Source organism: Flavobacterium panici (genome assembly GCF_903819335.1).
GTDB lineage: Bacteria > Bacteroidota > Bacteroidia > Flavobacteriales > Flavobacteriaceae > Flavobacterium > Flavobacterium panici.
Map to the genome: position 1 here is coordinate 115,008 of NZ_CAIJDE010000043.1, position 24,106 is coordinate 139,113.

The following is a 24,106-nucleotide window of genomic DNA, read 5'->3' on the forward strand; positions in this document are numbered from 1 at the left end:
AAAACAATTAAACCCAAGAGGTATAAAAATTATTTCTATAGCTGAATTAAAATCATAATTATTCCAGTTTCTGCGAATAAGCCAATTAAATGCAAAAGTCATGAAAGAAGATAAATCTCCAAAAGGCATCAACGATAAAATTACAAAAGAACCAAATGCCGAAAATCCGTATAAACTTTTAGATCTTAAGCTCACAAAAACCGGAAAATGGGCTGCCGGAGTTCCCGCTGTTATCTCAGCTTTTAGTGATCTTATTGAAGAAAAAACGCTTGTTCGCGGGACAAAAGCTTTATTCAAGATGAATCAAAAAGGTGGTTTTGACTGTCCGAGCTGTGCATGGCCTGATCCAGATGATGATCGTTCGCCTTTGGGAGAATACTGCGAAAACGGAGTTAAAGCTTTAGCAGAAGAAGCCACTACCAAAAAAATCACAGCTGAATTTTTCAAACAAAATTCTGTCTATGATCTTGCACAATTAGATGATTATCAAATTGGAAAAATGGGAAGATTGACAGAGCCTATGTATCTTCCTAAAAATGGAACGCACTACGAACCTATAAGCTGGGATAACGCGTTCACAAAAATAGCAGAACATCTCAACGCCTTAGATTCGCCAGACGAAGCTGCTTTTTATACCTCAGGAAGAACAAGCAATGAAACATCATTTCTTTATCAGCTTTTTGCAAAAGAATTTGGAACCAACAATATGCCTGACTGTTCTAATATGTGCCATGAAACATCCGGTTCGGCTTTAAGAACTACGATCGGAATTGGAAAAGGAACCGTAACATTAGATGATTTTTATGATACAGATGTAATTGTAATTATTGGTCAAAATCCCGGAACAAACGCGCCAAGAATGCTGACTGCATTAGCAAAAGGTAAAAAAAACGGAGCGAAAATTATTGCCGTTAATCCATTGCCGGAAGCGGGTTTAATGGGATTTCATAATCCGCAGGAAATTAACGGAATTATTGGAAACGGTGTCAAACTAGCCGATCTTTTTCTTCCGGTAAAAATAAATGGAGATATGGCGCTTTTAAAAGCCCTTGAAATTATATTATTGGAATTGGAAAATAAAAATCCCGGAAAAGTCTTTGATTATGATTTCATCAAAGAAAAAACTACCGGATATGAAGCTTTCCTAAAACAGTTTGATAATTATAATTTAGATGAACTTGTACAACTTTCAGGCGTTTCTAAAGAAGCACTTTATGAAGCTGCAGAAATCATCGCTTTCAAAAAACGAATCATTGTTTGCTGGGGAATGGGACTTACACAGCAGCCCAACGGCGTAGAAATGATTAGAGAAATTCTTAATATTCTATTGCTAAAAGGAAGTATTGGTAAACCCGACGCAGGCGTTTGCCCCGTTCGTGGTCATAGTAACGTTCAGGGAAACAGAACGATGATGATTGATGAAAAACCTACTAACGAACAACTGGATCGTCTTCAGGCTTATTTTGGATTTAATCCGCCTCGCAAACATGGATATGATGTTGTGAGAGCCATTAAAGCCATGAAGGAAGAAAAAGTAAAATTACTATTTTGTATGGGTGGTAATTTTCTATCGGCAACATCAGATACAACTTATACCGCAAGTGCTTTAAGAAAACTGAATTTAACCGTAAATGTTTCTACAAAACTGAATCGCAGTCACTTGATTCATGGGCAAGAAGCTATTATATTACCAACATTATCCCGAAGCGATATTGATATCGTTAATGGTGAAGCACAATTTATAACTACCGAAAACTCAATGGGCGTTGTACAGTCGTCAAAAGGAATGCTCAAACCTGTATCTGATAATCTTATTAATGAAACTCAGATTGTATGTAAATTGGCTATGGCAACGCTGGGAAATAAATCGGTTGTTGACTGGCAGCGTTATCATGACAGTTATGATGATGTGAGAGATGCCATTGAAAAATGTATTCCCGGTTTTGAGAATTATAATGAAAAAGTACGCCAAAAAGGAGGTTTCCATTTACCGAATGCGGCACGTGATGGAAAATTTATTACTAAAGATTTTGGAGACCGCGCACCTTTTACATTAACGGAAATTCCAAAAAACGAACTTGCCCCAGATGAATATATGATGGCAAGCACCCGAACGCACGACCAGTTTAATACCACAATTTATGGTCTTGATGATCGTTACCGCGGTGTAAAAAATGAACGCAGGGTAATATTTATGAACGAAAAAGATATTGAACAAGGAGGATTTAAAGCTGGCGATAAAGTCGATTTATTTAATTATGATGATAATATTGAAAGAATCGCGCCTTTGTTTGTTATTGTTTCCTATCAAATTCCTGAGAAAAACACGGTTACTTATTTTCCCGAAACAAACGTTTTGGTTTCCGTTAATAATGTGGTTAAGGATAGTAATATGCCAGCTTCAAAATATGTAAAAATTAAAGTTAGAAAACACGATCCTAAAATTTATGAAAGAATAAGTCGTTTGTAAAAATTTGCAAATCTTCTCCAATCAATTCATTAAAAAATAACACTCAAATCAAATTTAAATGTCGGTATATCAAAAAATAGCAGCAGTAGGTTCGAAGTATATCGGGAAACCAAAACTTTTTAAGTACGGATTTAATCTGTCTCCAATGTACCGAAGAAGTACTGCCAGAATTGTAAATGTATCGCAGGATTTATTGCAAATTCAAATAAAGCTTCCTATAAGTTATAAAAACAAAAATTATGTAAACTCTATTTTTGGAGGAAGCATGTTTGCTGCTGTAGACCCAATTCCGATGGTTCAATTGATAAATCTTTTAGATGAGAATTTTGTAGTATGGGATAAAGCAGCCGAAATTTATTTTAAGAGACCTGCAAAAGAGAATTTATACGCTGATTTTATTTTTACTCTAGAAGAACTGGGCGAAATTAAGTATAAGATTAAGCAACAGAATGAATTAGAAATTGTAAAAACTACATTGCTTACAAACAAAGATAAATCGATCACATATTGTGAGGTTCGCAAAACAATTTACATTGCTAATAAAAGCTATTTTAAAAAGAAAAGAGAAAATAAAAAGCTATAACGTTTAGCTTTAAAACTCAATGGATACAGCATTTTTAATTTAAAACAAGCATTCGGTTTTGGCTTAAATCAGTTAAATTCCATCCCCGAATTTAGATTATAAATAATCTTCGTTAAAACTACTTTATAGGGCTACAATAAATGAAAAATCATTTATAACTATGCTGTAATTTAGGTGCTCGTTTTAAAATGAAAAATGTTAATCTGTATATTTAAAAGAAGATCATTATTTTATTTTAACCACTACTTTACCTTTTGCGCGTCCGCTTTCTACATACGATAATGCTTCGTTGGTTTTATCAAATGGAAAAATCTTATCTATTACCGGTTTAATTATATCTGCTTCAATCAGCGCTGCGATTTCTTTTAACTGCTGTCCGTCTGCCTTCATAAATAAAAAAGAATAATCGACATTTTTATTTTTTGCTTTTTTGCGAATCCCTGAACTTAGTAAAGAAAGAATCATTTTGATAAACCAGGGAGCTCCAATTTCTTTTGCAAAATCAGGAGTCGGCGGCCCGGAAATAGAAATAAGTTTTCCTCCCGGTTTTACTATTTTAAGTGATTTTTCGAGCGTTTTTTGATCCTGACTGTTTAATACCACATCATAATCACTCAAAATGTTTTCAAAATCACTATTCTGGTAATCAATAATAACATCAGTACCCAAATCTTTAAGCAAATCGAAACTTTTTGCACTTGCCGTAGAAGCAGTTACAGCTCCTAAATGTTTAGCCAGCTGAATTGCAATAGTTCCTACACCTCCAGAACCGGCCTGAATAAACACTTTTTGTCCTGCTTTAACTTGAGCCTTTTCAATCAAAACCTGCCATGCCGTAAGCGCTACTAAAGGAATAGAAGCTGCTGCTTCCATCGAAATGTTTTTAGGTTTAAGTGCCGCATCTTTTTCGTCTATGGCAATAAACTCTGCAAATGTACCTATACGATAATCTGAAGGTCTGGCATAAACCTCATCGCCAACTTTAAACTTCTTTACATTTTTACCTGCCTGTACCACTACTCCAGCAGCATCATGCCCTAAAATTAATGGCAGTTTATAAGGCAGAATAAGTTTAAATTCTCCTGATTTTATTTTAGAATCTAAAAGATTAATTCCCGCTGCATGAACTTCAACCAAAATATCATTGTCCTTTAGTTTTGGTATCGGCATTTCGGCAGACTGCAGACTTCCTTTTTTATTGTACTTATTAATTATAAATGCTTTCATCTTATTTAGTTTATAATTTTAGGGATGACTTTAAATTCGGATAAATCTTTTTAGGGTTCACTAAATTAAAAGCTATTTTTGGAAAAAACCTGCTTACGATATACAACGCTTTTGTGTCTCCGGCACGAATAGTAAACTGATCTTTTTTTATTCCGTTAATAAGTGTTTTTACCAGTTCTTCAGGAGTCATTTTTTTATCAGTTCTTTTTGCAGTCATTTCTGTTGCAACAACAGGAGGCAGTAATTCAAATACTTTTACAGTACTGTTTATTATTTCCAGATTCTTTCTAAGCAGTTTTGTATAAAAACTTAAGGCCGTTTTTGTTGCCGAATAAGTTGGCTCTTCTAAGGCTGGTACCAAACTTAAAATAGAGGTGGTATTAATAATAGCGCTTTCTTTTCTCGATTTCAACATATCGATAAAAAGATTATTGAGTCTTAAAACACCAAAATAATTTACATTCATTTCGTAAACGGCATTCTTTAAAATTTGATCATCTGCAATACCAAGATTAAGAGCCGGAGTTCCAACGCCTGCATTATTATACAAAATATCAATTCCGCCCAAAGAAGTTACTTTTTCAAACAGCGATACGGCATCATTTTCATTTTCAACATCACTTTTTATAACTGTTAATGCCGGAAACATTTTTTTAGCAGCATCTAATTTAGCCTGATTTCTCCCCGTAATAATTACACTTGCTCCTTCAGCTAAAAACTGTCTGGCAGATTCAAGCCCAATTCCGGAAGCTCCTCCGGTAATTAATATTGTTTTACCTTTTACATCCATGTTAATTTTAAATTTTGGTTTAAATTATTTATTCTTGTATCTCTTGTAATTAAAATTTAAAAAAATATACTTTTTAGTTTATTTTAAAATATACTTTTTAGTTTATTCTAAAGCAAAAAAAATTAAATTGAGTATTGTTCTAATTCAGACTTTAGGCTTTTAATCAAACCTTGCAGAGGCTTTGCTGTATCCATAACCCTGCACATAACCACTCCTCCTTCAATTGCTGCTACCATTTTAAAAGCAAAAACACCTGCGTCTAGTTCATTGGAAAACTCTCCCGAAGCAATTCCTTGTTGAAGCAATGCAGTAAGTTCTTCCTGACCGGCTCTAAATATTTGGGCAATTTTCTTCTTTACAAGAGGATAATTATCATCAGATTCTACGGCATTATTAAATATTGGACATCCTCCCGGGATTTGTGTATCAATCGGATTTTTATAAAAATCCATAAATGCAAATATTTTACCTTTTGCCGTTTTCCCTTTATAAACTGCCGCTCTAACTTTGTCTGAAGTCATTTTAAGCGCCAGGTCAATAACCTGTTCCGAAAGATCATCTTTATTTTCAAAATGACCATATAAGCAGCCTTTTGTAAGCTTTGTAGCAGCCAGCACATCGTCTATATGTACACCAGAAATACCTTTTTCATTATAAAGAGGTACTGCTGTTTCTAAAATAAATTGCTTGGTTTTTTCTGCTTTTGTTAACATCACACTTAAAATATTGAGCACAAATATACTAAAAAGTATATTTTAAAATCAAAATAATACAGTTTTTTTGTTTTTATTTCCTTTCTTATCTTTTTTAAATGGACAATTTTTTATTTATATGTTATTGTTATTAAAGCTCATAACGGTTCTTTATAATTTTAAGCATCTAAAAAAAGCGTAGCAATTATAGAATACGGCTGCGCTTTTTTATGTGTTATTTATGCATTTTTACTGGTCAAGCCAGCTCTTAAATTCAGCTACTTTATTTTTACTGATAATAATATCGATTTTGGGATCTGGTTTTATAATTAGTTTCAACTGATTTTTCCCATAAAGTAATATACTGCTAATAGAATTTATGTTAATAATAAACTGCCTGTTTGCTCTGTAAAAAATAGTTGGATCAAGCCATTTCATCACCTCATCAAGGCTGTTATTGCTGTTATATTGGCGATTGTCAAAAGTATAAATATAAGTAATTCCGCTATCCAGTAAAATATAGGCAATCTCTTGAATATCTAATTTTATCAGTTCATCTTTATGATACGTAAGTATCCTTTTCTTTAGAATTTCAGACTCTTTTGATGTATCATTTTGAATAGTATTATCTGCCAGATTTTGTAATTTCTGCTGATTTGAATTTAACTGCAGATTCAAGATCTGCAGCTCATTTACCCTGTAATTTAAATCCTCTTTTTCAAGATCAAAAACCCTTTCATATTTTCGATAAATAAGTCGTATCATTAAATAGCAGCAAACACTTATGAAAACTGTACTTAAAAACAGGCTCACAACAAACTGCAGATACAAATCTGATAATTCTTCTTCTAAAACAGCCAAGTTAGCATGCGAAGCTACCATCCAGTCTGTTCCTGCAACGGGATTTATATTTATTATTTCTGATTTTCTTTTTGGATCATTAGGAAATGTTCGCATCCCTCCTATTTTTTCTCCCTGTTCTAAAACGGTACTTAATGGTTTAAACTCTTGATTTCCTATTCCATTTACCTGAGAATTATTTTCTTGAATTTTAAGCCCAATTAACGCCGGATTAGGATGACAGAGTTCAATTCCTTTTTGATTGTACATACAGATAAAATCACTTTTTATATCTGTATTTTCAATACTTATCTGAAGATTATGAATTACCTGATCTTTAGATAATCCGCTGCGAAGCTGTTGTTCTAAAAGACGTGAAATTTCCCGAACTTCCCTCTCACCCGATTCTAATTTACTATTGCACAACTTTTCTTTGGCAGACAAATAAAGATAACTGGAAGAAATCAAACTAATAATTACAACAACAATATTAATGCCTGTAAGTGTCAAAGTATAAAGACGTGCTTTTTTCATGTAAATTTATAGTCCTTAAAATGAAATTCGTTTAAAAATTTTTACTTAGGCTAAAATAAGCAATTTATTTAGCTTTTGATATTTCGGCTTCAAGGTCAAAAAATCCCCTTTGAGCCAATTAAATCTTTTAAACACTGGGATTAGGCCTAATTTTGAATTGATTATTTATTTCATCTAAAAAATAAAACAAATGAAAAAAGGACTTAAAATCTTCGCAATTTTACTGGTTGCATTTATTACTTTACAATTTTGGAAACCTGAAGAAATTGAATATAGTACACCAACAAAGGACTTAACTAACGTTCCGGCAGAAGTAAATACTATTTTAAGAAATTCTTGTTTTGACTGCCACTCTAATACTGTAAATCTGGCATGGTTTGACAAAATAACACCTGCCAATTTTATAGTCGCTTCTCATATTACGGATGGCCGAAAAGCACTGAATTTTTCTGATTGGGATAAATTAGAAAAGCCAAAACAAAGTGCTACACTTTTTTATGCTTTCAATAAAATACTATCGGGCGAAATGCCGCTTAAAAGTTATACAGCTCTTCATCCTTCTGCCAAATTAGATGATCGTTCTATTGCTGTTTTAAAAAATTATTTGGCAACCATAGCTGTCCGAAAACCAAATCAGGAAATACCGTCTGTTACTCATCCAAAAGATGTTGAAAAAGTACTTCCGAATAAAAAAATAACAGATTACTCTAAAGTTAAACCTACACTAAATAATATTTCATATATCCCCAATTTTAGAAACTGGAAAGCTGTTAGTACATCCGATCGTTTTGACAACGGCAGTATGCGTATCATTTATGGAAACGAAATTGCTGTAAAAGCTATTGCAGAACATCAAACTAATCCTTGGCCCGATGGTGCCATTTTTGCCAAAACTGCCTGGAAACAAAAAACAGAAGCCGACGGAACTATATCTGCCGGAGCATTTATTCAGGTTGAATTTATGATAAAAGATGCCAAAAAATATGAAGCTACAAAAGGATGGGGATGGGCAAGATGGAAAGGAAATGATTTAAAACCGTACGGCGATAACGCCAACTTTGATCAGGAATGTATTTCTTGTCATAATCCTGTCAAAAACAATGATTACGTTTTTACTACTCCGCTGCATCTTGATATCAATAAATTTAATATTTACAATAAAACCAAATAAATATGAAACCACTTCATTCTATCATAATCGCACTTATCGTTATACTTTCCGGATGTAACGGAAATAATAAAGATAATCTTAATGAAAAAGCTTCTGTATCTGCATTAGATGCGTTGCCCGAAAATCCTTTATTATTATCCCCTATTACATTTTCCATTAATCCTAATAAAGCCGCTATGTCTACTTTATACGGAAATAAAATTGCTTTTCAGCACGCCAAAACAAAAGCAGACAGTTCTTATCCTAATGGAGCTGTTTTGTATGAAGTTAACTGGAAACAAAAAGCAGATTCTCTATGGTATGGCGCTAATATTCCCGATCAGATTATTAGTGTTGAAAAAGTACAATTTACCGGAAATGCTGTTCCTAAATATGAATTGTATGCCGGACATCCGTTAAAAAAAGTTTCTTCTAATGATGAAAACAAAAGAATAGCTTTAATACTATCTAAACGTATGGCAGAAACGCCTTAAAAATAAAATTTGTTTATATTTTTAGAAAAAATCTTATTGCTCTTCGGGATCGGTTAAATTAGAGAATTTTTTAATAATTAACTTCCTTAACCGTTCCTGATGTTCATCTCCCCAGCCTCCTAAAGCGCCTACTACAGGAATCAGCGTTTTTCCAAATTCAGTGAGACTGTATTCTACTTTTGGCGGTACTACGGGATATATTTTCCTGACAACAAGTTCGTGTTCCTCCAATTCGTTCAACTGGATATTCAAAACCCTGCGCGAAGCATCTGGTATTTTACGCTGTAATTCGCTTGGTCTTTTATGACCTTCATTAATAAACCAAAGCAAACGTATTTTCCATTTGCCATACAACACTTCACCTATCAGGTCGAGCCCGCAGTTTAAATTCGGAATTGTTTTTCTTTCATACATATTACAAAAGTAAACCTATGTTCTGATTTGTACAATAGGGGAAAAATTTATCCCTATCTGAATCGTAATTCCGTACTTGTGAGAAAGTTACATAGTTCTGAAATTTGTACAAAAGAAATCACTATGAAACAACAATTCGATTATCAGAACGAACTATCAGGCAAAATTGCACTGGTAACAGGAGGAACAAAAGGTGCTGGAAAAGCCATTGCCGAACGTTTAAAAAATGCAGGTGCCAAAGTAATTATCAGCGCCAGAAATCAAGCCGAAATACCCGATGAAGATTTACATTTCATTGCAGCAGATTTAAGTAAGTCAGAAGGAACACAAAAAGTAATTAGCGCAGTGTTGTCGGCTTACGGGAGACTGGATATTCTTGTGAACAACCTTGGATCTTCTTCAACACTCGCTGGAGGTTACAGCGTATTAACTGATGAAGACTGGGAATCAACCCTGCAGGCAAATTTGCTGGCTCCCGTGAGATTAGACAGAGGATTTTTACCGCAGATGATAGATCAAAAAAGCGGTGTCATTATTCATATCGCTTCTATTCAGGGTAAACTGCCCCTTTATGATTCTACTTTACCGTATGCTGCTGCAAAAGCCGGATTGATAAATTATAGTAAAAGTTTATCAAATGAAGTTACCCCAAAAGGTGTCCGCGTGCTGACTGTTTCACCGGGATGGATAAATACATCTGCATCGACAGCCTGGCTGGGTGAGATTGCAAGAAACTCAAATATTACTGTAGAACAAGCTCAACAAGGTGTTATGGATGCACTTGGGGGAATACCTTACGGCAGACCTGCCGAACCGGAAGAAGTAGCTGAATTAGTTGGTTTTCTTGTTTCACCAAGAGCCAATTATTTAACAGGAACTGAATTTGTTATCGATGGAGGAACAGTCCCAACAATTTAATTTCTCAAAAGAATTATGAACAATAAAACAGATACATTATGAACTTACCAGAAGTAATAAAAGACTTAGTAAACGCCCAAAACAATTTTGACAGCACAGCTTATGCCAATTGTTTTTCAGAAACTGCAATTGCATTTGATGAAGGCAAAAACCATACAGGTAAAACAGAAATAAAAAGCTGGATAGAAGAATCAAACAAAAAATACAAATCAGTGATGAAACCTCTTGAATATACCGAAAACGGCAATACAAGTGTTTTATCTGCGGAATGTTCAGGTACATTTGAAGGAAGTCCAATTGTATTACAATTTCATTTTGAAATTGCTGATGGAAAAATTCAGCATCTAAAAGTAACAGGATAATAAAAAAACAAGGGAGTGCCATATTTTAGTCACTCCCTTGTTTAATTAAAACTAATTATACATTTCTGTCATCATTCTCAGAATTAAAGCGATCCAGAAAATCAAGATATAAGGGAACACTCCTTTCGATCCATTCTTCTGAAGGTTCAAAAGTCATTCCGTAGTAAGCAAAAAGTGGTTGGTAATCGGCTTTTATCCAATCAAATAGTGCTTCATAGGGAGTGGTTAAATCCTTAATATTAAATTTTAAGGGCGTTCCGCGTTGTAAATGTTCTTCTTTTAATCCTAACGAAATAGCCAATGCCACTTTCTTTCCTCTAAATTTAAAGCCGCTTGAACTGCCATATGCCCAACCGTGTGTAAGAACTTCATCTAACCATTTTTTTAATAATGCAGGACCATAATACCAATAATATGGGAACTGAAAAATGATATGATCGTGTTCTTCAACCAATTTTTGTTCTGCCGCTATATCAAATTGCTGATCAGGATAAACTTGATGTAATTGATGAACATGAAATCTTTCAGGAAATTTTTCTAATTCGTTAACCCATTTTTTGTTTATCACTGAATTATTTATATCAGGGTGTGTAACGATAATCAATGTCTTTTTCATTTTAAATTGAAATTATGCAATTAATAAATATTTTGTTTTTCTAAGCCAAAATTAGCTGGATATTACAGTTGCCTATTTCATCAGAAGTTCAAAAAATATCCTGTAAAGTTTAGAATTAAAAAAGATTAAAGTTTCTGCTGAAGTTGTTTTGGAGTATTTCTATATTTCTGTTTGAAGGAAGCTATAAAATGTGCAGGAGTTTCAAAACCAACTTCATAAGCGATTTCTGTAATGTTCATTTCAGATCGCAGCAAATTATAGGCTTCTTCCAGTCTTCTTTCCATAATCCATTTTCCGGGATTCATTTTAAAGGTTTGGCTGAACTTTCGTTTAAACGTTGACAGACTGCAATTGGCCAGAAACGCATATTGTTCCATAGAAATATTTTCTTTGTAATGGCTTTGCATTAACTGCACCAAATCGGGATTTAAATGTGTATCCAAACTTCGCAATTGTGCTTCAAAATGATGCCCTTCGGGTGCAGAGATTAAAATTTGAAACAATTCGCGAATTTTTAGAGGCAAAATAGATTCTAAACGTTTAGGATCTATGTTTAATGTCAAACAGGTTTTAAGCTGCGTTATTAAAGCACACATCAATTCATCTGCGGGAAGAAGTGCCATATCGCTTCTGCATGAAGAAAATTTTCCTGAAAGAGCTTCATTTACATTTCCTAATACATTGTCAATTTGAGAACGCAGCCATTCGTCTGAGAAAAAAATGATAATAGATTCATATCCTTTATCAGGATCATCAACTTTATCTGTAACTAAATAAGAGCCTCTTTTCATAAAATAACCAGAACCCGCAGGAACAATAATTTTACTTCCATGATCCAGAATTTCTTTTGTTCCTTCCAATACAACACTAACGAGATTCATATGTACACACATATTCGCTCTTTTTATTTCTTCTTTCTGTTTGTAATGAAAAAGATAAATATCTTCATTCCATGATAATACATCTGGGCTTTCTTTTATAATTGTATTGCAGTTAAGATGATTCATGATAGCATATCATTAGTTATTAATGTTTTACATCGAACCCGCCTTTACAAAAGTCTGCCATCCACGCATCGTTTCAATAAAACGTTCACTCAATCCTCCCTGACGCAGGTAATTTGCCATTACAGGAAGCTGTGGACTATCGTACATTGGATTTGCTTTTACCTGAAGCGGAAAATCACGCTGCAAAATTGCGGCACGTGCAATCAATACAAAATCACAGCCTTCATCGAGAAGTTCTCCCGCACGCTGTGCACTCATAATTTTTCCCGCTGCACCTAAGCGCACTCCTTTACGTGGAAGTTCTGTAAAAACACTTAGCATGGTTTTTCCTTTAAAAGTTCCCTCTCGAATAATTTGCGCAGAATCCCACAAGGCTAAATCTAAATAATCAATTAATTCGCGATCAAAAATATCTGCGGTAACTTCTCTTAATTCTTCCAAAAGCAAGCCGTAACGTTCAATCGATAATCTCCATCCAATTTGGAAATTAGGACCGCAAGCTTTTCGAATTCCTTCAATAACTTCAATAGTAAAACGAGATCGATTTTCCAAGCTTCCACCGTATTTATCTGTTCGATCGTTTAAGTTTGGTGACATAAATTCTGAAAGAATCCAGCCGAAAGCACCATGAACGGAGATTCCGTCAAATCCTGCCAATTGAGCTCTTTTTGCTGCAGCGATGAAACTGTCACGAATTCGCTCTACTTCTTCAGTTGTAATTGCTTTGATTCCTTCTACTGTTTTTCCTGAAGCTGGAGCTGGGATTCCTCCTATTGAAGGTTTTGCACGATGTCCGGCGTGATGCAACTGAACCGCAGACAACGCACCGCCATCACGAATAGCCGACGCCATTTTACTAAGTCCAGGTAAATGATGATCGCTGTGAATACCTAATTGTCTTTCAAACGCGATACCTCCCGCTTCTACTGTAGAGGCACTAGTTTGAATCAATCCGTAACCACTTTGTGCCAATTGTTCCATCCAATATTGATCGAATTCGGATGCTGTGCCATCAAATTCACTTTGCTGGCTTGTTAATGGTGCGAGCATGAAACGGTTTCTCATTGCCGGACCATGCAGCAACGTAAGGGGTTTAAATAAATCAGAAACAGACATATTGTTATTTTTTAAAGTTCTACTTATGTGAGTTATTACCGATGCAAAGTTGCCGAGATAATCAATAGAGAAAAATGGATGATTTTTACTTTATGATGGACGTTTTAAACCTAGACTTTTAAAGAATTTACAGGAGAAAAAATTCTCCATTATAAAGTAAATTTTCTCCATTCTTTAGCAGGCACTGTCGTCTGATCTTTGCCTTGTTAATAAAATTTAATCAAAATGAAAAAAACAGCAATTATTATTCTATCTGATCCCAAAGCTGGTTCAGAAGAAGCTCTAGGACGTGTATTCAATGCTTTAGCATCAGCATATGAATTCAAACATGCAAATGAAGATGTAAAAATTATTTTTCAGGGTGCTGGTATAAGATGGCCTGAACAACTTGAAAAAGAAGATCATCCGGTTTATGAACTTTATAAAGAAGTAAAAGATCATGTTCATGGCCTTTCTAAAGGTTGTGTTGCCGTATTTGGTACCGAAATATCTGGTTATGACCTATTAAATGACAATGAAGTACCTGGAACTCCTGGTCTGCCAAGTTTCCTTAATCTTAGAAACGAAGGTTACGATCTTTTGATTTTCTAAAATATCTTATAAACTGCCTTCTTATTTTGATAGAGGGCAGTTTTAATTTTTTTACATATACAAACCGTTATCAAAAAATGCTTGTTTTTAAGTAATTTAGCATTGCTGGAAATACATCAATAAAAAAATTAAGTTATAAAATTATGCAAGAGGATTTTCAATATTATATGCATCAATGTTTAGATCTTGCTAAAACTGCTTTGGCAAATGGAAATCCACCGGTTGGTGCTGTTATTGTATTGGATGGAGAAATAATTGGTACCGGAATTGAATCTGGAAAATCGACTGGAGATATTACCAATCATGCAGAAATAATGGCAATCAGATCTGCTATAAAAAATGGTTATTCAGATAAACTACAACTAACATCAATGTACACGACGCACGAACCTTGTATTATGTGTTCGTATATGATTCGCCATCATAAAATTGCTGAAATTGTATACGGTACAGCAGTTCCTTATATTGGTGGATTAACTTCTCAATTTAGTATACTTTCTACTGAGGATATTCCAAAATGGGGAAATAAACCAAAAATTATACGAGATGTTTGTATTGAAGAATGTAATGCACTTAATGCTCAATTTTTAGAATTATTAAGCAAAAAATAAAATACCATGCTTTCACAATCTGTATATACGCTTGTTAACCAGCAAAATGGAAATTTATCATTCAAGATATTTGAATTTGATAACAGCAGTTATTTTGATCATATTCAGCGAAATAATTATTTTACTGTTATTATTATTACTTCTGGAGAAGGAGTAGCAAAAGTTGATCTTTGCGAATATGCTTTTCATGAAAATACTTTGTTTGCTTTTTATCCTTATCAGCCTTTTATGCTGGCTTCTGAAGGAACATTAACGGGTATTTCTATTCAGTTTCATCATGATTTTTTCTGTATTTACAGGCATCATAAAGAGATTGCGGCTAACGGAATTTTATTCAACAATATTTATCAGCAGCCATTTATTCTTCTGGATCAAAATAACAAACAAACATTGATGAATATCGTGAGAGAAATTGTCAATGAATTGAAAGTTGATGCTTTGAGAAAAGACGAGGTTTTGGTTTCTTATTTGAAAATATTTTTAGTGTTGGCAACGAGAATAAAACTCGAACAGCAATCTATTGAGAATGTAAATGGCAATGAAAAACAAACGCTTATTATTCAGAATTTGAGAAACGCGATTGAAGATAATTTTAGAACAAAACATTCTGCAAGCGATTACGCAGACATGCTGCATGTAACCCCAACTGTTCTTGCCCGAACTGCAAAAAATCATTTTAACATGACGCTCTCCGATTTGATTACGGAACGAATTATTGTTGAAGCCAAAAGGGAATTATATCTCACAAACAAAACTGTTAAAGAAATTGCCTACGAACTGGGTTACGATGATGAATATTATTTCAGCAGGGTTTTTAAAGGTAAAACCGATATCTCTCCTCAAATTTACAGAGATACGATAGGTTTTAATCGAGGAGCATCCTGATTGAATTTATCTTTTGGATTTCAATTTTAGTATCATATTTAGTAACTTTATCTGGAATTAGTGGTTTATCTTTAGCTTCATTTTTAAAGAGAAATAACCGCACAGACTAATAACACTTTATTTGATATATAAAATATGGAAAATTTAAAAAAAGCCTACATCGCTGGAGGATGTTTTTGGGGAATGGAAGATTTATTCCGAGTACGTCCCGGCGTTAAAGATACTCAGGTTGGCTATTTAGGAGGAAGTAATGAAAATCCAACATACGCTAATCATCCCGGACATGCAGAAGGTCTGGAAATTGTGTACGATCCGGCCGAAACATCATACAGTGAACTTTTAGATTATTTTTACAGAGTGCATGATCCCAGAACTATGAATCGACAGGGAAATGATATTGGAGAAAGTTACAGATCTGCTATATTTATTCAGGACAAAGAAGAAGAAGAAACTGCGAAAGAGATCATTAAAGTAGTTGAAGACTCAGGAAGATGGCAGGGAAAAGTGGTTACTACACTTGAACCTTTTACAAAATTCTGGCCTGCAGAAGAATATCATCAGGATTATTTGGTGAAAAATCCTAATGGCTACACTTGTCATTTTGAAAGGTTTGGTACTTTTTTGTAAAGAGCTATTCGTATTGATCTAAAAATAAATCTAATCGTAATATAGAATTTTGTTTTATCTGTTTTCAGAAAAACAATAGACATTTTTATGACACAATTAAAATCGCAGTCAGGTACCAACTTAATAAACAAAAAAAGAGCTTTTAAAAGCTCTTTTTTTGTTTATCGTTTATTAACGCACTACAGCTATGCAGCTAAATTATTTTGAATTCTTTGATTAATAGTAAACAGAAAGCATGATTTTAGAATCAGAACTGTCTATTATTTTTTCAAGTCTTTTAAAGAAAACTTCGCTTACCATTGGGCAGCCGTGGCTGTTTATAATGTAATATTCTTTTTCTTCATCTGGAACTTCTTTATAGCAGTGCAGTACAATAGCTCTTTTTAAAGCGTTGCTGTTAGTGTCATCTAAACCTGCAAGTCTAAAGGCTTTTCCAAAAACTCCTTTATAAGACTTCTCTACAGAATAGCGTCCAAGTGAAGTACAGTTAGAATTTGGCATATTACTAAATTGCAGTATATCGCCTTTAATTCCGGTTTCTGAACCAGAACCGTGTGCAACAAGTCCCTGATCAATGATTCTTTCATTTTCAAGATCGTAAACAAAAAAACGATTTTTTCCGGATTTGATTTTCATGTCTACCAGGAAAGCTATTTTCCTGCTGTAGCCATAGTTCGAAGCTGTAAAAGATTTGACTTCCTTTACATGGTCATTTAGCCTTACTAATTCAACCTCACTTAAAATGTCTTTCTTATCCGTTACGTTGTAGGTAGTAAAGGAACTTAATGAAAGAAGAAGTGCTACAAAAAATATTCTCATAAATAGCAATAAAGTTAGTTTAACAGCAAATTTGGGATTTGAGTTGCCAAAAATTTTATTCTTCCTTTTGATCTTTGACCTTGCAAAATTATGTACAAATTTTATATAATTCCCATGTTTCTAATGTTAAATATATTATAAATATCTGAAATAATGATACTTATCATAAAATATTTTAGAAAAATAATTCCTAAAAGTAATATTTTAGCAAGCTTATTTTTTTCCAAACCTCCCGTTTTTACTGGTTTTAACTGCTTTTTTATATTACTAAAAAATAAAAAACGGTTGTAAAGTTTTTCTTTACAACCGTTTTAATTTTTTTAAATTTTTATTGGAAAATTTATTTTAAAGAATCATTTTCCGTAATTCATTCCGCTTATTTTACGTCAAACCAAAGTTTCGTAGTCAATAAGTCTTTTCCTTGTACAGCAATTGCAGCTTGATAACTAGCACCATTTAGCGATTGCTCTGTTCCGGGATAGAAGAAACGAGAAGGGATTTTTCCGTCTAAAACCGTAGCAGGACCAGCAGTTAATACTGGAAAATCTAATCTTCTCCATTCTGTAAAAGCATCAAGACCTTGTCCGTAGAATGCAATCCATTTTTGTGTACCTATGGATTTAGCATAATTTGAAGCATCATATTTTACAACTGCCTGATTAAGATAAGTAGAAATAGTCGCTGCATTTGTAATACCAAATTGGTTGAACGAAGCTGTAATAGCATCATTATAAAGTTGTTCTGCATTTCCGGAAATATATCCGCGAGCTACAGCTTCGGCAAGATTGAATAATGTTTCAGAATAAGAAGCAATTACAGCCGGCGATGAAGATGTCAGGAAGTAAGTTCCCGGTTTTGATGTTTTAGCAAAACCCTGACTATTAGCATCACTATTTGATAATCCGTTAGCACCTCCAACATATTTACCTACAGTTGCATCTGATGGCAATTGAGCATAAACTGGCAAACGCGGATCTGCTAATTCATTTAATTTATCAACCAATGTTTTTGAAATACGGTAATCATCACGAGTTTCAAACCAAGCCGAAGCTGGATTTTGCTGAGGCGAACTTGTATAAGTAAACTTAAAAGTATCGCTGTTACTGCTTAAAACTCCTGCAGCATCGCTTGTGGCATCAATTGCAGCTTGTTTTGCCAAAGCGGGTTCTCTGTCTGAAATTCTCAATGCAATACGTAAACGAAGAGAATTTACCAATTTTTTCCATTTTGTAATGTCACCTTTGTAAACCAAATCACCTGTTACAGTTCCGTTTGCTGTATTTAGTAGAGTCTGAGCTTGTTTCAAATCTTCAAGTAATCCTGTATAAACTTCTTTTTGAGTATTATATGCCGGAGTTACTTTTTGACCTGCTTCTTTATACGGAATACTTCCGTAAGCATCTGTCAACAATAAAAAAGTCCATGAACGTAACGTTAATGCAATTCCTTTATAATTTGAATTGGCCTGATCTGCCGGGAAATTCAAAATGGTGTTCAAATCTGTAATCAAAGTGGCGTAACCAGTATTCCACAAAGTAGTGAAAGAAGCATTAGACACATCAAATCTATCCGGTTCTGTATATTGGATTTTAGCCCAATGCTGCACAAATAATAAAGACGAGTCAAAATTATTTGTTGATCCCCAGTATAAGTCAGCTCCTTGTTTTAATGTTCCCGTTAATAAGTAAGGTGCTAATGGAGTTTCTGTTGCATTTGGATTTTTGTTAATCTCATCCAAATCATCACTGCATGAGGTCAGTGTCAATGCAAATAGAGTTATATAAGCTATTCTTTTTAGCATGATTTCGTGTTTTTAAAATTTAAGATTTAAATTAAGGCTGAAATTTCTGGTTGTTGGCAGCGCTAAACTCTCCAATCCCTGAGCATTTCCTGTATTGAAAGCCGTTTCAGGATCAATATTTGGTGCATCTTTGTAAATAAAAAACAAGTTACGACCTGCAGCAGTAATGCTTGCTCCATCAAATCCAATTTTTCTAGCCAGTTTTTTATCTACATTGTAAGTCAGTTTTACTTCTCTTAATTTTACAAAAGTTGAGCTGTAAATGTATGCTTCGCTGATATTGTATGATGCTTTGTAATATTCCTGTGCACTAAGTACCTGAGTATTTGGAGTTCCATCAGCATATACACCGTTAAAAATCATACCATCATCGTATACCGTAGCTCCACCTGGTGCACTTGCACCTGCTGGCAATAAGGTTTTTGTAGTACCTGCCAAATAGTAATTTAAACCACCATTTTCAGCACCACGACCCGGAAGCGTTTGAGCTAATACCCCTGTATAGTTACCAGTTCTGTTAGTTCCTGAGAAAAGCTCTCCTCCTACACTTGCATCAACTAAGAACGATAATTCAAGGTTTTTATAAGTAATTGTATTGGTAATACCACCAATCCAGTCTGGAGTATAATGTCCTAAAACTTTCTTTTGCGGATCTGCTTTTGGTAATCCGTTTGCACCGACTACAATATTTCCGTTTGCGTCACGTAAATAAGCAGTTCCATAAAGTGCTCCGTAAGCTTGTCCAACAGAAGCCAATACATCAACACCTCCAGAAGTACCAATTGTGTAGTTTTGAATTTGTCTGTCATAATCCAAAATCTTTACTTCACTTTTATTCTTAGAATAATTTAAAGCTACATTCCATTTGAAATTTTCAGTTTGAATTGGATTTCCATCTAATTGAAGTTCAATACCACGGTTGTTTATTTTCCCTGCATTGATTAATTGTGAATTATAACCGCTTGAAGCTGTTGTTTTGATTTCTAAAATCTGGTCAAAACTGTTTGTGTTATAATAAGCCGCATCAAAATGAAGTCTGTTTTTCCAGAAAGAAGCTTCTAAACCAATCTCTGTTGAACGAGTAGTTTCTGGTTTCAGGTTTTCATTCAATTTTTTCTGTGAAGAAGTTTGAATTGGATTTCCGTCAAATGCAGTTTGGAAATTGTAAACGGTAGACAATTGATACGGATCTGCATCGTTACCTACTTCAGACCAGCCTCCGCGTACTTTTAAGAAATCAAGTGTATTGCTTTTCAAATTTAAAGCTTCAGATAAAATCAAACTTCCGTTAACAGAAGGATAAAAATAAGAACGGTTACTGCTTGGTAATGTAGATGACCAGTCATTACGAGCTGTAAGGTTTAAATAAGCATAGTTTTTATAACCAAACTGAGCCGATGCATAAGCACTATATACTTTCAATCTTGAATAAGAGTTTGATGCAGTCAACGGATCTCTTGAGTTTGTTATAGTATATAAATCCGGTACAGCTAAACGCGGTGCTTTTTGATAATTATTTGCATCACTGTGTGTACGAACGTTGAATCCTCCAAGAGCATCTACAGTAAAGTCATCACTTAGTTTTTTAGTATAAGTAAAAATACCTTCTGTATTTTGTTCGCTTACCGTGTAAGCATCTTCAGCATACGATCCAAAAGGAGTTCCGTTTGTACCATATTTAATCTTGTATTTTCTACGATCATTATAGTAATCAATTCCGGTACGGAATCTAAAATTAAGTCCTTCTGCAAGTTTTGCATCTAAATGGATATCTCCAATTATACGATTACGCTGCTGACTTGTAGTATTATAATAAGCATTCCAATATGGGTTGCTGTAGTAACTGTTATTCCAGTTTACGTTTCTGTTATTTTTAAGCTGATTGATATCAACCTGACGTCCGAACCAGATAAACTGAAGCATTACACCCGCAGCACGGTTTCCAGATGGACCACCCGGTAAAGCCGGAGCATCTGTAACGATATAGTTACCCGTTACTCCTACTTTTATACCTTTAGAAATTTGGTAATTAGAATTAATACTAACGTTTGTTTTATTTACTTCACTGTTAGGTACTGTTCCTAATTGTTTTTGGTTGTTTACTCCCAAACGGAAATCTGATTTTTCATCTGATTTTGCTACCGAAACACTGTTATCATAAGTAACACCCGTATTAAAGAAATCTTTAACGTTATCCGGATGAGCCACAAAAGGCACCGCTTCTCCATTTGAATAAAATTGAGGAATAAGACGTCCGTCTAGTCTTGGTCCCCAGCTTTCGTCAACACCATCATTAATTCCGCCTCCTTTACCATCTACAAAGCTGAATCTTCCGTTTGAACCTTGTCCAAATGAATTTTGAAAACGAGGCAAAGTAGTCACCTGAGAAATTGTGATACCAGTACTAAAGCTGATACCAAGTCCTTTTTGGTTTTTACCAGATTTTGTTGTGATAAGTACGACACCATGCGCCGCACGTGATCCGTAAAGTGCCGCAGCATTCGGGCCTTTTAATACAGTTAGTGATTCAATATCCTGCGGATTTAAATCGGCAATTGCATTTTTGAAATCACGGGTTGCTCCACCAACACTTCCTAACTGAGAGTTGTCTACCGGAACTCCATCAACCACAAATAATGGCTGGTTATTTCCTGCAATAGAAGTTTCTCCACGAATAATAATACGTGAAGATCCCATATCTCCCTGTGAATTAGTGATACGCACACCTGCCAGTTTACCCGTAAGATTATTTAAAAAGTTAGTTTCTTTAGTATCTACAATTTCCTTGTTTTTAAGGGATTGAGTAGTATATCCTAAAGATTTTTTTTCTTTAGAAATACCTAAAGCAGTAACTACAACTTCTGATAATTGATTTTGTTCCTGTTCAAGACCAATCACAACTGCGTTTTGAGTAACTACAGTTTCTGCTTTTTTATATCCAAGGAAACTTACTACTAACGTATAAGGAAATTTTTGTCCGGTTTGGAAGAAAAACTTCCCATCAAAATCTGTCAAAACACCGTGTGTAGTACCTTTAATATTTACCGAAGCCCCAATAACAGGCTCCTTTGTAACAGCATCTATTACTGTTCCTTCAAGTTTTGACTGGATTAAAGGTTTCGTTTCCTGAGCCTTAATCCCTATGGAAATCAACAAAATACATATCCATGTATATCTATTTAATTTTTTTTTCATTACTTTGTTTTGGTTTAAAAAATAAGGCGAGCCGAAAACAGATTTATTCCGCTTTCGCTTCCTTATAGAGATGTACAATTTCTTTAAGCTTCACCATTTCTGCTGCAACAGAGATGGTTTTTTTTTATCTGCAACGCATTCGTTTTTTCATTTTTATTTTTTTTTGATTATTATTATTTTAATTGGCCTGTATCGTATTTTGGTTCAACCTTTTAGGTTTCATCTTATAGAAAATTTCTGCTAATTTGTGATTAAAATATTTGTAACATCAGCAAATACAATAAACTCTACTAATTCGATAGAACAAAAGTAAATTAAAAATTTTAAATCAAAAATTTTAACTGTTCTTTTTGCAAAAAAAATGTTAATTATATTTTTACTATATTTTTAAACACCTAAAAACAAGACAGTTAATAGTTATCCGTATTTTTTTACCGTGTAAGATTTTTTCTAAATTAATTTAACCATTGTTTACATAATTACGTTTTTAAACCTGAAAAAGCTAAACCGTTTTACTAAACAATCAAATAGTAATAAAAATTCAATGCTTTTTTTTCAAATGCATATTTTAATGTACAATCAGGAAATCTATTTTCATAAGGCTTGTAAACTCAACAATTGCAGAAACAGGTCAAGCAGCAAGACTAGCTGATATCTTTGTTTTATTTTTTTACTATTATGACGATGAGTTAACAGTTAAAAAAAATCACTATTTTTAATACACATTTACTCTCTTACTATGATTGACAAAGCACAACTTCGTAGCTCCATTTTCAGACATCTCGACGGATTAGCGACTGCTCCGGTAGCAATAGCATTAAAAAATCATGCAGTTTTGGAATTTATCTTGAACAAAAAACAAGTCCAATTATCAGAATTGGTAACTGTTTTTAAAGCAAATGAAGGATATTTGAATGTGGGTTTGAGAATTTTGGCTTCTCAGGGTTTTCTGGATTATGAAGTCGATAATAAAACGCAGGAAATTACAATCGCTGTAAATGAAAAAACCGAAACCGCTTTTTCGCTGTTTTATCTTTATGAAGATGTTGTCGATCTGCTTCAGTTTTCTATTCAGTTTCATCCTCGTCTTTTTGAGGATGTTCCGTTTGAAAAACTCAACCTTATTTTTGAAAAATATAAAAAGAATTACGGAATCGAACCTTCTGATAATCCTTTGAAAAATAGTATTCAGGAGCAAATTTTAAAACATGTTGAAGGCTATTTAATTGGTCCAACAATTGTGCGTTTGGCCATGAACGGAATGTTTCATAAATATTTTATGGAGACTTCTTTCAGACCCGAAGAGTTTCATAAATCTCCCGAAAATTTCAAAAAAATATTAGACTTTTTTGTACATCTTGGATGGTTTTTGGAAAAAAACGGCAATTACCAATTTACAGAAACAGGTTTGTTTTTTGCAAAAAGAGCCAGCGCTTACGGCGTTACGGTTTCTTATCTTCCGACATTTGCCAAAATTGAAGAATTAATTTTTGGCGACCCAGCCGTTTTAAGAATGATTGCCGATGGCGAAAACGAAATTCATGTGGATCGTGAAATGAATGTTTGGGGAAGCGGCGGCGCTCACGACACGTATTTTAAAGTAGTAGACGAAATTATTATCAAACTTTTTAATCTGCCAATTGAACAACAGCCAAAAGGAATTCTCGATATGGGCTGCGGAAATGGTGCTTTCCTCGAACATATTTTTGAAGTAATCGACAGACAGACTTTACGAGGCGAAATGCTCGATGAATATCCCCTATTTCTCGTTGGTGCCGATTATAATCAGGCAGCTTTGAAAGTTACAAGAGCTAATCTTATAAAAGCAGATATTTGGGCAAAAGTTATTTGGGGAGATATCGGACGTCCGGATGTTCTTTCGGATGATTTGAGAGAGAATTACAATATCGATTTGAAAGATTTACTTAACGTAAGGACTTTTTTAGATCACAACCGAATTTGGAAAGATCCGCAGCATATTGACGAAAACAGAGTGAGTAAATCTACCGGAGCATTTGCTTACAGAGGAAAAAGAATCAGCAACAATTTGGTAGAAGATAATCTCTTGGAACATTTACAAAAATGGTCGCCTTATGTACGCAAATTTGGTTTGCTTTTGATTGAATTGCATACCATAAATACAAAACTTGCATCCAAAAATTTAGGAAAAACTCCCGCAACAGCTTACGACGCTACTCATGGTTTTTCTGACCAATATATTATTGAAATTGATGTTTTTAATGATGTCGCTTCAGAAGCCAGATTATTTCCCGATAAAGCCATTTTTAAAAGATTTCCAGAAGCTGATATTGCTACGGTAAGTATTAATTTATTGAAGGGAAACTAACCATAAAATAAATCATT

The 24,106-nt window shown here is 34.1% G+C and carries 22 protein-coding genes; 11 read left to right on the top strand and 11 right to left on the bottom strand.

From position 1 onward, the window contains the following. The first annotated feature begins 100 nt into the window (after positions 1 to 100). Positions 101 to 2,470 carry an FdhF/YdeP family oxidoreductase gene (locus tag FLAPXU55_RS11740; RefSeq protein ID WP_180857813.1) on the top strand — a complete coding sequence of 790 codons (2,370 nt, stop codon included), beginning with the start codon at positions 101 to 103 and terminating at the stop codon, positions 2,468 to 2,470. A gap of 58 nt (positions 2,471 to 2,528) precedes the next feature. Beyond that, on the top strand, positions 2,529 to 3,053 hold the full coding sequence (locus FLAPXU55_RS11745) for a DUF4442 domain-containing protein (protein ID WP_180857814.1): 525 nt from the start codon (positions 2,529 to 2,531) through the stop codon (positions 3,051 to 3,053). Between the two features lie 225 nt (positions 3,054 to 3,278). Here FLAPXU55_RS11745 and FLAPXU55_RS11750 read toward each other — a convergent pair whose 3' ends face one another. The 4 genes from FLAPXU55_RS11750 to FLAPXU55_RS11765 form a co-directional block, all read right to left on the bottom strand. Continuing rightward, a complete protein-coding gene (locus FLAPXU55_RS11750; protein ID WP_180857815.1) occupies positions 3,279 to 4,280 on the bottom strand; it encodes an NADP-dependent oxidoreductase in 1,002 nt (333 codons plus the stop codon). A 10-nt stretch (positions 4,281 to 4,290) separates the two neighbouring features. After that, positions 4,291 to 5,070, bottom strand: a complete 780-nt coding sequence (locus FLAPXU55_RS11755) for an SDR family oxidoreductase (protein ID WP_180857816.1) — start codon at positions 5,068 to 5,070, stop codon at positions 4,291 to 4,293. A gap of 122 nt (positions 5,071 to 5,192) precedes the next feature. Then, entirely contained in the window at positions 5,193 to 5,783 is a 591-nt protein-coding gene (locus FLAPXU55_RS11760) for a TetR/AcrR family transcriptional regulator (protein ID WP_053470433.1), read from the bottom strand. A 228-nt stretch (positions 5,784 to 6,011) separates the two neighbouring features. Further along, positions 6,012 to 7,136, bottom strand: a complete 1,125-nt coding sequence (locus tag FLAPXU55_RS11765) for a LytTR family DNA-binding domain-containing protein (protein WP_180857817.1) — start codon at positions 7,134 to 7,136, stop codon at positions 6,012 to 6,014. A 190-nt stretch (positions 7,137 to 7,326) separates the two neighbouring features. Here FLAPXU55_RS11765 and FLAPXU55_RS11770 point away from each other — a divergent pair, with 190 nt between their 5' ends. Together FLAPXU55_RS11770 and FLAPXU55_RS11775 are read left to right on the top strand one after the other, a co-directional pair. Continuing rightward, positions 7,327 to 8,307 (top strand): cytochrome P460 family protein, encoded by a 981-nt coding sequence (locus FLAPXU55_RS11770; protein ID WP_180857818.1) that lies wholly within the window; start codon positions 7,327 to 7,329, stop codon positions 8,305 to 8,307. A 2-nt stretch (positions 8,308 to 8,309) separates the two neighbouring features. Next, positions 8,310 to 8,780 carry a hypothetical protein gene (locus tag FLAPXU55_RS11775; RefSeq protein WP_180857819.1) on the top strand — a complete coding sequence of 157 codons (471 nt, stop codon included), beginning with the start codon at positions 8,310 to 8,312 and terminating at the stop codon, positions 8,778 to 8,780. Positions 8,781 to 8,813: 33 nt separating this feature from the next. Here FLAPXU55_RS11775 and FLAPXU55_RS11780 read toward each other — a convergent pair whose 3' ends face one another. Beyond that, complete coding sequence (locus FLAPXU55_RS11780; RefSeq protein ID WP_180857820.1) at positions 8,814 to 9,194, bottom strand: winged helix-turn-helix transcriptional regulator; 381 nt, start codon at positions 9,192 to 9,194, stop codon at positions 8,814 to 8,816. 123 nt (positions 9,195 to 9,317) lie between these two features. Here FLAPXU55_RS11780 and FLAPXU55_RS11785 point away from each other — a divergent pair, with 123 nt between their 5' ends. Continuing rightward, positions 9,318 to 10,112, top strand: a complete 795-nt coding sequence (locus FLAPXU55_RS11785; RefSeq protein ID WP_180857821.1) for an SDR family oxidoreductase — start codon at positions 9,318 to 9,320, stop codon at positions 10,110 to 10,112. 38 nt (positions 10,113 to 10,150) lie between these two features. Further along, positions 10,151 to 10,474, top strand: coding sequence for a nuclear transport factor 2 family protein (locus tag FLAPXU55_RS11790; protein ID WP_180857822.1), 324 nt, complete (start codon positions 10,151 to 10,153; stop codon positions 10,472 to 10,474). A gap of 55 nt (positions 10,475 to 10,529) precedes the next feature. Here FLAPXU55_RS11790 and FLAPXU55_RS11795 read toward each other — a convergent pair whose 3' ends face one another. The 3 genes from FLAPXU55_RS11795 to FLAPXU55_RS11805 all read right to left on the bottom strand — a co-directional run bounded on the left by FLAPXU55_RS11795 (position 10,530) and on the right by FLAPXU55_RS11805 (position 13,213). Continuing rightward, positions 10,530 to 11,090: an NAD(P)H-dependent oxidoreductase gene (locus tag FLAPXU55_RS11795; protein WP_180857823.1), complete on the bottom strand. Its 561-nt coding sequence runs from the start codon at positions 11,088 to 11,090 to the stop codon at positions 10,530 to 10,532. Positions 11,091 to 11,215: 125 nt separating this feature from the next. Then, positions 11,216 to 12,097, bottom strand: a complete 882-nt coding sequence (locus tag FLAPXU55_RS11800; RefSeq protein ID WP_180857824.1) for a helix-turn-helix transcriptional regulator — start codon at positions 12,095 to 12,097, stop codon at positions 11,216 to 11,218. A gap of 27 nt (positions 12,098 to 12,124) precedes the next feature. Next, positions 12,125 to 13,213, bottom strand: a complete 1,089-nt coding sequence (locus tag FLAPXU55_RS11805) for an NADH:flavin oxidoreductase (RefSeq protein WP_180857825.1) — start codon at positions 13,211 to 13,213, stop codon at positions 12,125 to 12,127. 225 nt (positions 13,214 to 13,438) lie between these two features. Between FLAPXU55_RS11805 and FLAPXU55_RS11810 the strand changes: the two genes are divergently transcribed. The 4 genes from FLAPXU55_RS11810 (at position 13,439) to msrA (ending at position 15,927) form a co-directional block, all read left to right on the top strand. Continuing rightward, positions 13,439 to 13,804 carry a DsrE family protein gene (locus FLAPXU55_RS11810; protein WP_180857826.1) on the top strand — a complete coding sequence of 122 codons (366 nt, stop codon included), beginning with the start codon at positions 13,439 to 13,441 and terminating at the stop codon, positions 13,802 to 13,804. Between the two features lie 143 nt (positions 13,805 to 13,947). Further along, positions 13,948 to 14,415 (top strand): nucleoside deaminase, encoded by a 468-nt coding sequence (locus tag FLAPXU55_RS11815; RefSeq protein WP_180857827.1) that lies wholly within the window; start codon positions 13,948 to 13,950, stop codon positions 14,413 to 14,415. 6 nt (positions 14,416 to 14,421) lie between these two features. After that, positions 14,422 to 15,300, top strand: coding sequence for a helix-turn-helix domain-containing protein (locus FLAPXU55_RS11820; RefSeq protein ID WP_180857828.1), 879 nt, complete (start codon positions 14,422 to 14,424; stop codon positions 15,298 to 15,300). A 135-nt stretch (positions 15,301 to 15,435) separates the two neighbouring features. Then, positions 15,436 to 15,927: a peptide-methionine (S)-S-oxide reductase MsrA gene (msrA, locus tag FLAPXU55_RS11825; RefSeq protein ID WP_180857829.1), complete on the top strand. Its 492-nt coding sequence runs from the start codon at positions 15,436 to 15,438 to the stop codon at positions 15,925 to 15,927. Between the two features lie 216 nt (positions 15,928 to 16,143). On the opposite strand, the gene FLAPXU55_RS11830 is transcribed toward msrA, so the two are convergent. From FLAPXU55_RS11830 to FLAPXU55_RS11840, 3 genes are all read right to left on the bottom strand, one after another. Further along, positions 16,144 to 16,746: a murein L,D-transpeptidase catalytic domain-containing protein gene (locus FLAPXU55_RS11830; RefSeq protein ID WP_053470418.1), complete on the bottom strand. Its 603-nt coding sequence runs from the start codon at positions 16,744 to 16,746 to the stop codon at positions 16,144 to 16,146. A 376-nt stretch (positions 16,747 to 17,122) separates the two neighbouring features. Continuing rightward, positions 17,123 to 18,547, bottom strand: coding sequence for a SusD/RagB family nutrient-binding outer membrane lipoprotein (locus FLAPXU55_RS11835; RefSeq protein ID WP_180857830.1), 1,425 nt, complete (start codon positions 18,545 to 18,547; stop codon positions 17,123 to 17,125). Positions 18,548 to 18,559: 12 nt separating this feature from the next. Beyond that, positions 18,560 to 21,742, bottom strand: coding sequence for a SusC/RagA family TonB-linked outer membrane protein (locus FLAPXU55_RS11840; RefSeq protein WP_180857831.1), 3,183 nt, complete (start codon positions 21,740 to 21,742; stop codon positions 18,560 to 18,562). Positions 21,743 to 22,481: 739 nt separating this feature from the next. Between FLAPXU55_RS11840 and FLAPXU55_RS11845 the strand changes: the two genes are divergently transcribed. After that, complete coding sequence (locus FLAPXU55_RS11845; protein ID WP_180857832.1) at positions 22,482 to 24,089, top strand: class I SAM-dependent methyltransferase; 1,608 nt, start codon at positions 22,482 to 22,484, stop codon at positions 24,087 to 24,089. The last annotated feature ends 17 nt before the right edge of the window (positions 24,090 to 24,106 follow it).

Bases quoted from the DNA above. Each gene is read 5' to 3' on its own strand.
- FLAPXU55_RS11740 (WP_180857813.1), top strand. From the start codon at position 101: ATGAAAGAAGATAAATCTCCAAAAGGCATCAACGATAAAATTACAAAA.
- FLAPXU55_RS11745 (WP_180857814.1), top strand. From the start codon at position 2,529: ATGTCGGTATATCAAAAAATAGCAGCAGTAGGTTCGAAGTATATCGGG.
- FLAPXU55_RS11750 (WP_180857815.1), bottom strand. From the start codon at position 4,280: ATGAAAGCATTTATAATTAATAAGTACAATAAAAAAGGAAGTCTGCAG.
- FLAPXU55_RS11755 (WP_180857816.1), bottom strand. From the start codon at position 5,070: ATGGATGTAAAAGGTAAAACAATATTAATTACCGGAGGAGCTTCCGGA.
- FLAPXU55_RS11760 (WP_053470433.1), bottom strand. From the start codon at position 5,783: ATGTTAACAAAAGCAGAAAAAACCAAGCAATTTATTTTAGAAACAGCA.
- FLAPXU55_RS11765 (WP_180857817.1), bottom strand. From the start codon at position 7,136: ATGAAAAAAGCACGTCTTTATACTTTGACACTTACAGGCATTAATATT.
- FLAPXU55_RS11770 (WP_180857818.1), top strand. From the start codon at position 7,327: ATGAAAAAAGGACTTAAAATCTTCGCAATTTTACTGGTTGCATTTATT.
- FLAPXU55_RS11775 (WP_180857819.1), top strand. From the start codon at position 8,310: ATGAAACCACTTCATTCTATCATAATCGCACTTATCGTTATACTTTCC.
- FLAPXU55_RS11780 (WP_180857820.1), bottom strand. From the start codon at position 9,194: ATGTATGAAAGAAAAACAATTCCGAATTTAAACTGCGGGCTCGACCTG.
- FLAPXU55_RS11785 (WP_180857821.1), top strand. From the start codon at position 9,318: ATGAAACAACAATTCGATTATCAGAACGAACTATCAGGCAAAATTGCA.
- FLAPXU55_RS11790 (WP_180857822.1), top strand. From the start codon at position 10,151: ATGAACTTACCAGAAGTAATAAAAGACTTAGTAAACGCCCAAAACAAT.
- FLAPXU55_RS11795 (WP_180857823.1), bottom strand. From the start codon at position 11,090: ATGAAAAAGACATTGATTATCGTTACACACCCTGATATAAATAATTCA.
- FLAPXU55_RS11800 (WP_180857824.1), bottom strand. From the start codon at position 12,097: ATGAATCATCTTAACTGCAATACAATTATAAAAGAAAGCCCAGATGTA.
- FLAPXU55_RS11805 (WP_180857825.1), bottom strand. From the start codon at position 13,213: ATGTCTGTTTCTGATTTATTTAAACCCCTTACGTTGCTGCATGGTCCG.
- FLAPXU55_RS11810 (WP_180857826.1), top strand. From the start codon at position 13,439: ATGAAAAAAACAGCAATTATTATTCTATCTGATCCCAAAGCTGGTTCA.
- FLAPXU55_RS11815 (WP_180857827.1), top strand. From the start codon at position 13,948: ATGCAAGAGGATTTTCAATATTATATGCATCAATGTTTAGATCTTGCT.
- FLAPXU55_RS11820 (WP_180857828.1), top strand. From the start codon at position 14,422: ATGCTTTCACAATCTGTATATACGCTTGTTAACCAGCAAAATGGAAAT.
- msrA (WP_180857829.1), top strand. From the start codon at position 15,436: ATGGAAAATTTAAAAAAAGCCTACATCGCTGGAGGATGTTTTTGGGGA.
- FLAPXU55_RS11830 (WP_053470418.1), bottom strand. From the start codon at position 16,746: ATGAGAATATTTTTTGTAGCACTTCTTCTTTCATTAAGTTCCTTTACT.
- FLAPXU55_RS11835 (WP_180857830.1), bottom strand. From the start codon at position 18,547: ATGCTAAAAAGAATAGCTTATATAACTCTATTTGCATTGACACTGACC.
- FLAPXU55_RS11840 (WP_180857831.1), bottom strand. From the start codon at position 21,742: ATGAAAAAAAAATTAAATAGATATACATGGATATGTATTTTGTTGATT.
- FLAPXU55_RS11845 (WP_180857832.1), top strand. From the start codon at position 22,482: ATGATTGACAAAGCACAACTTCGTAGCTCCATTTTCAGACATCTCGAC.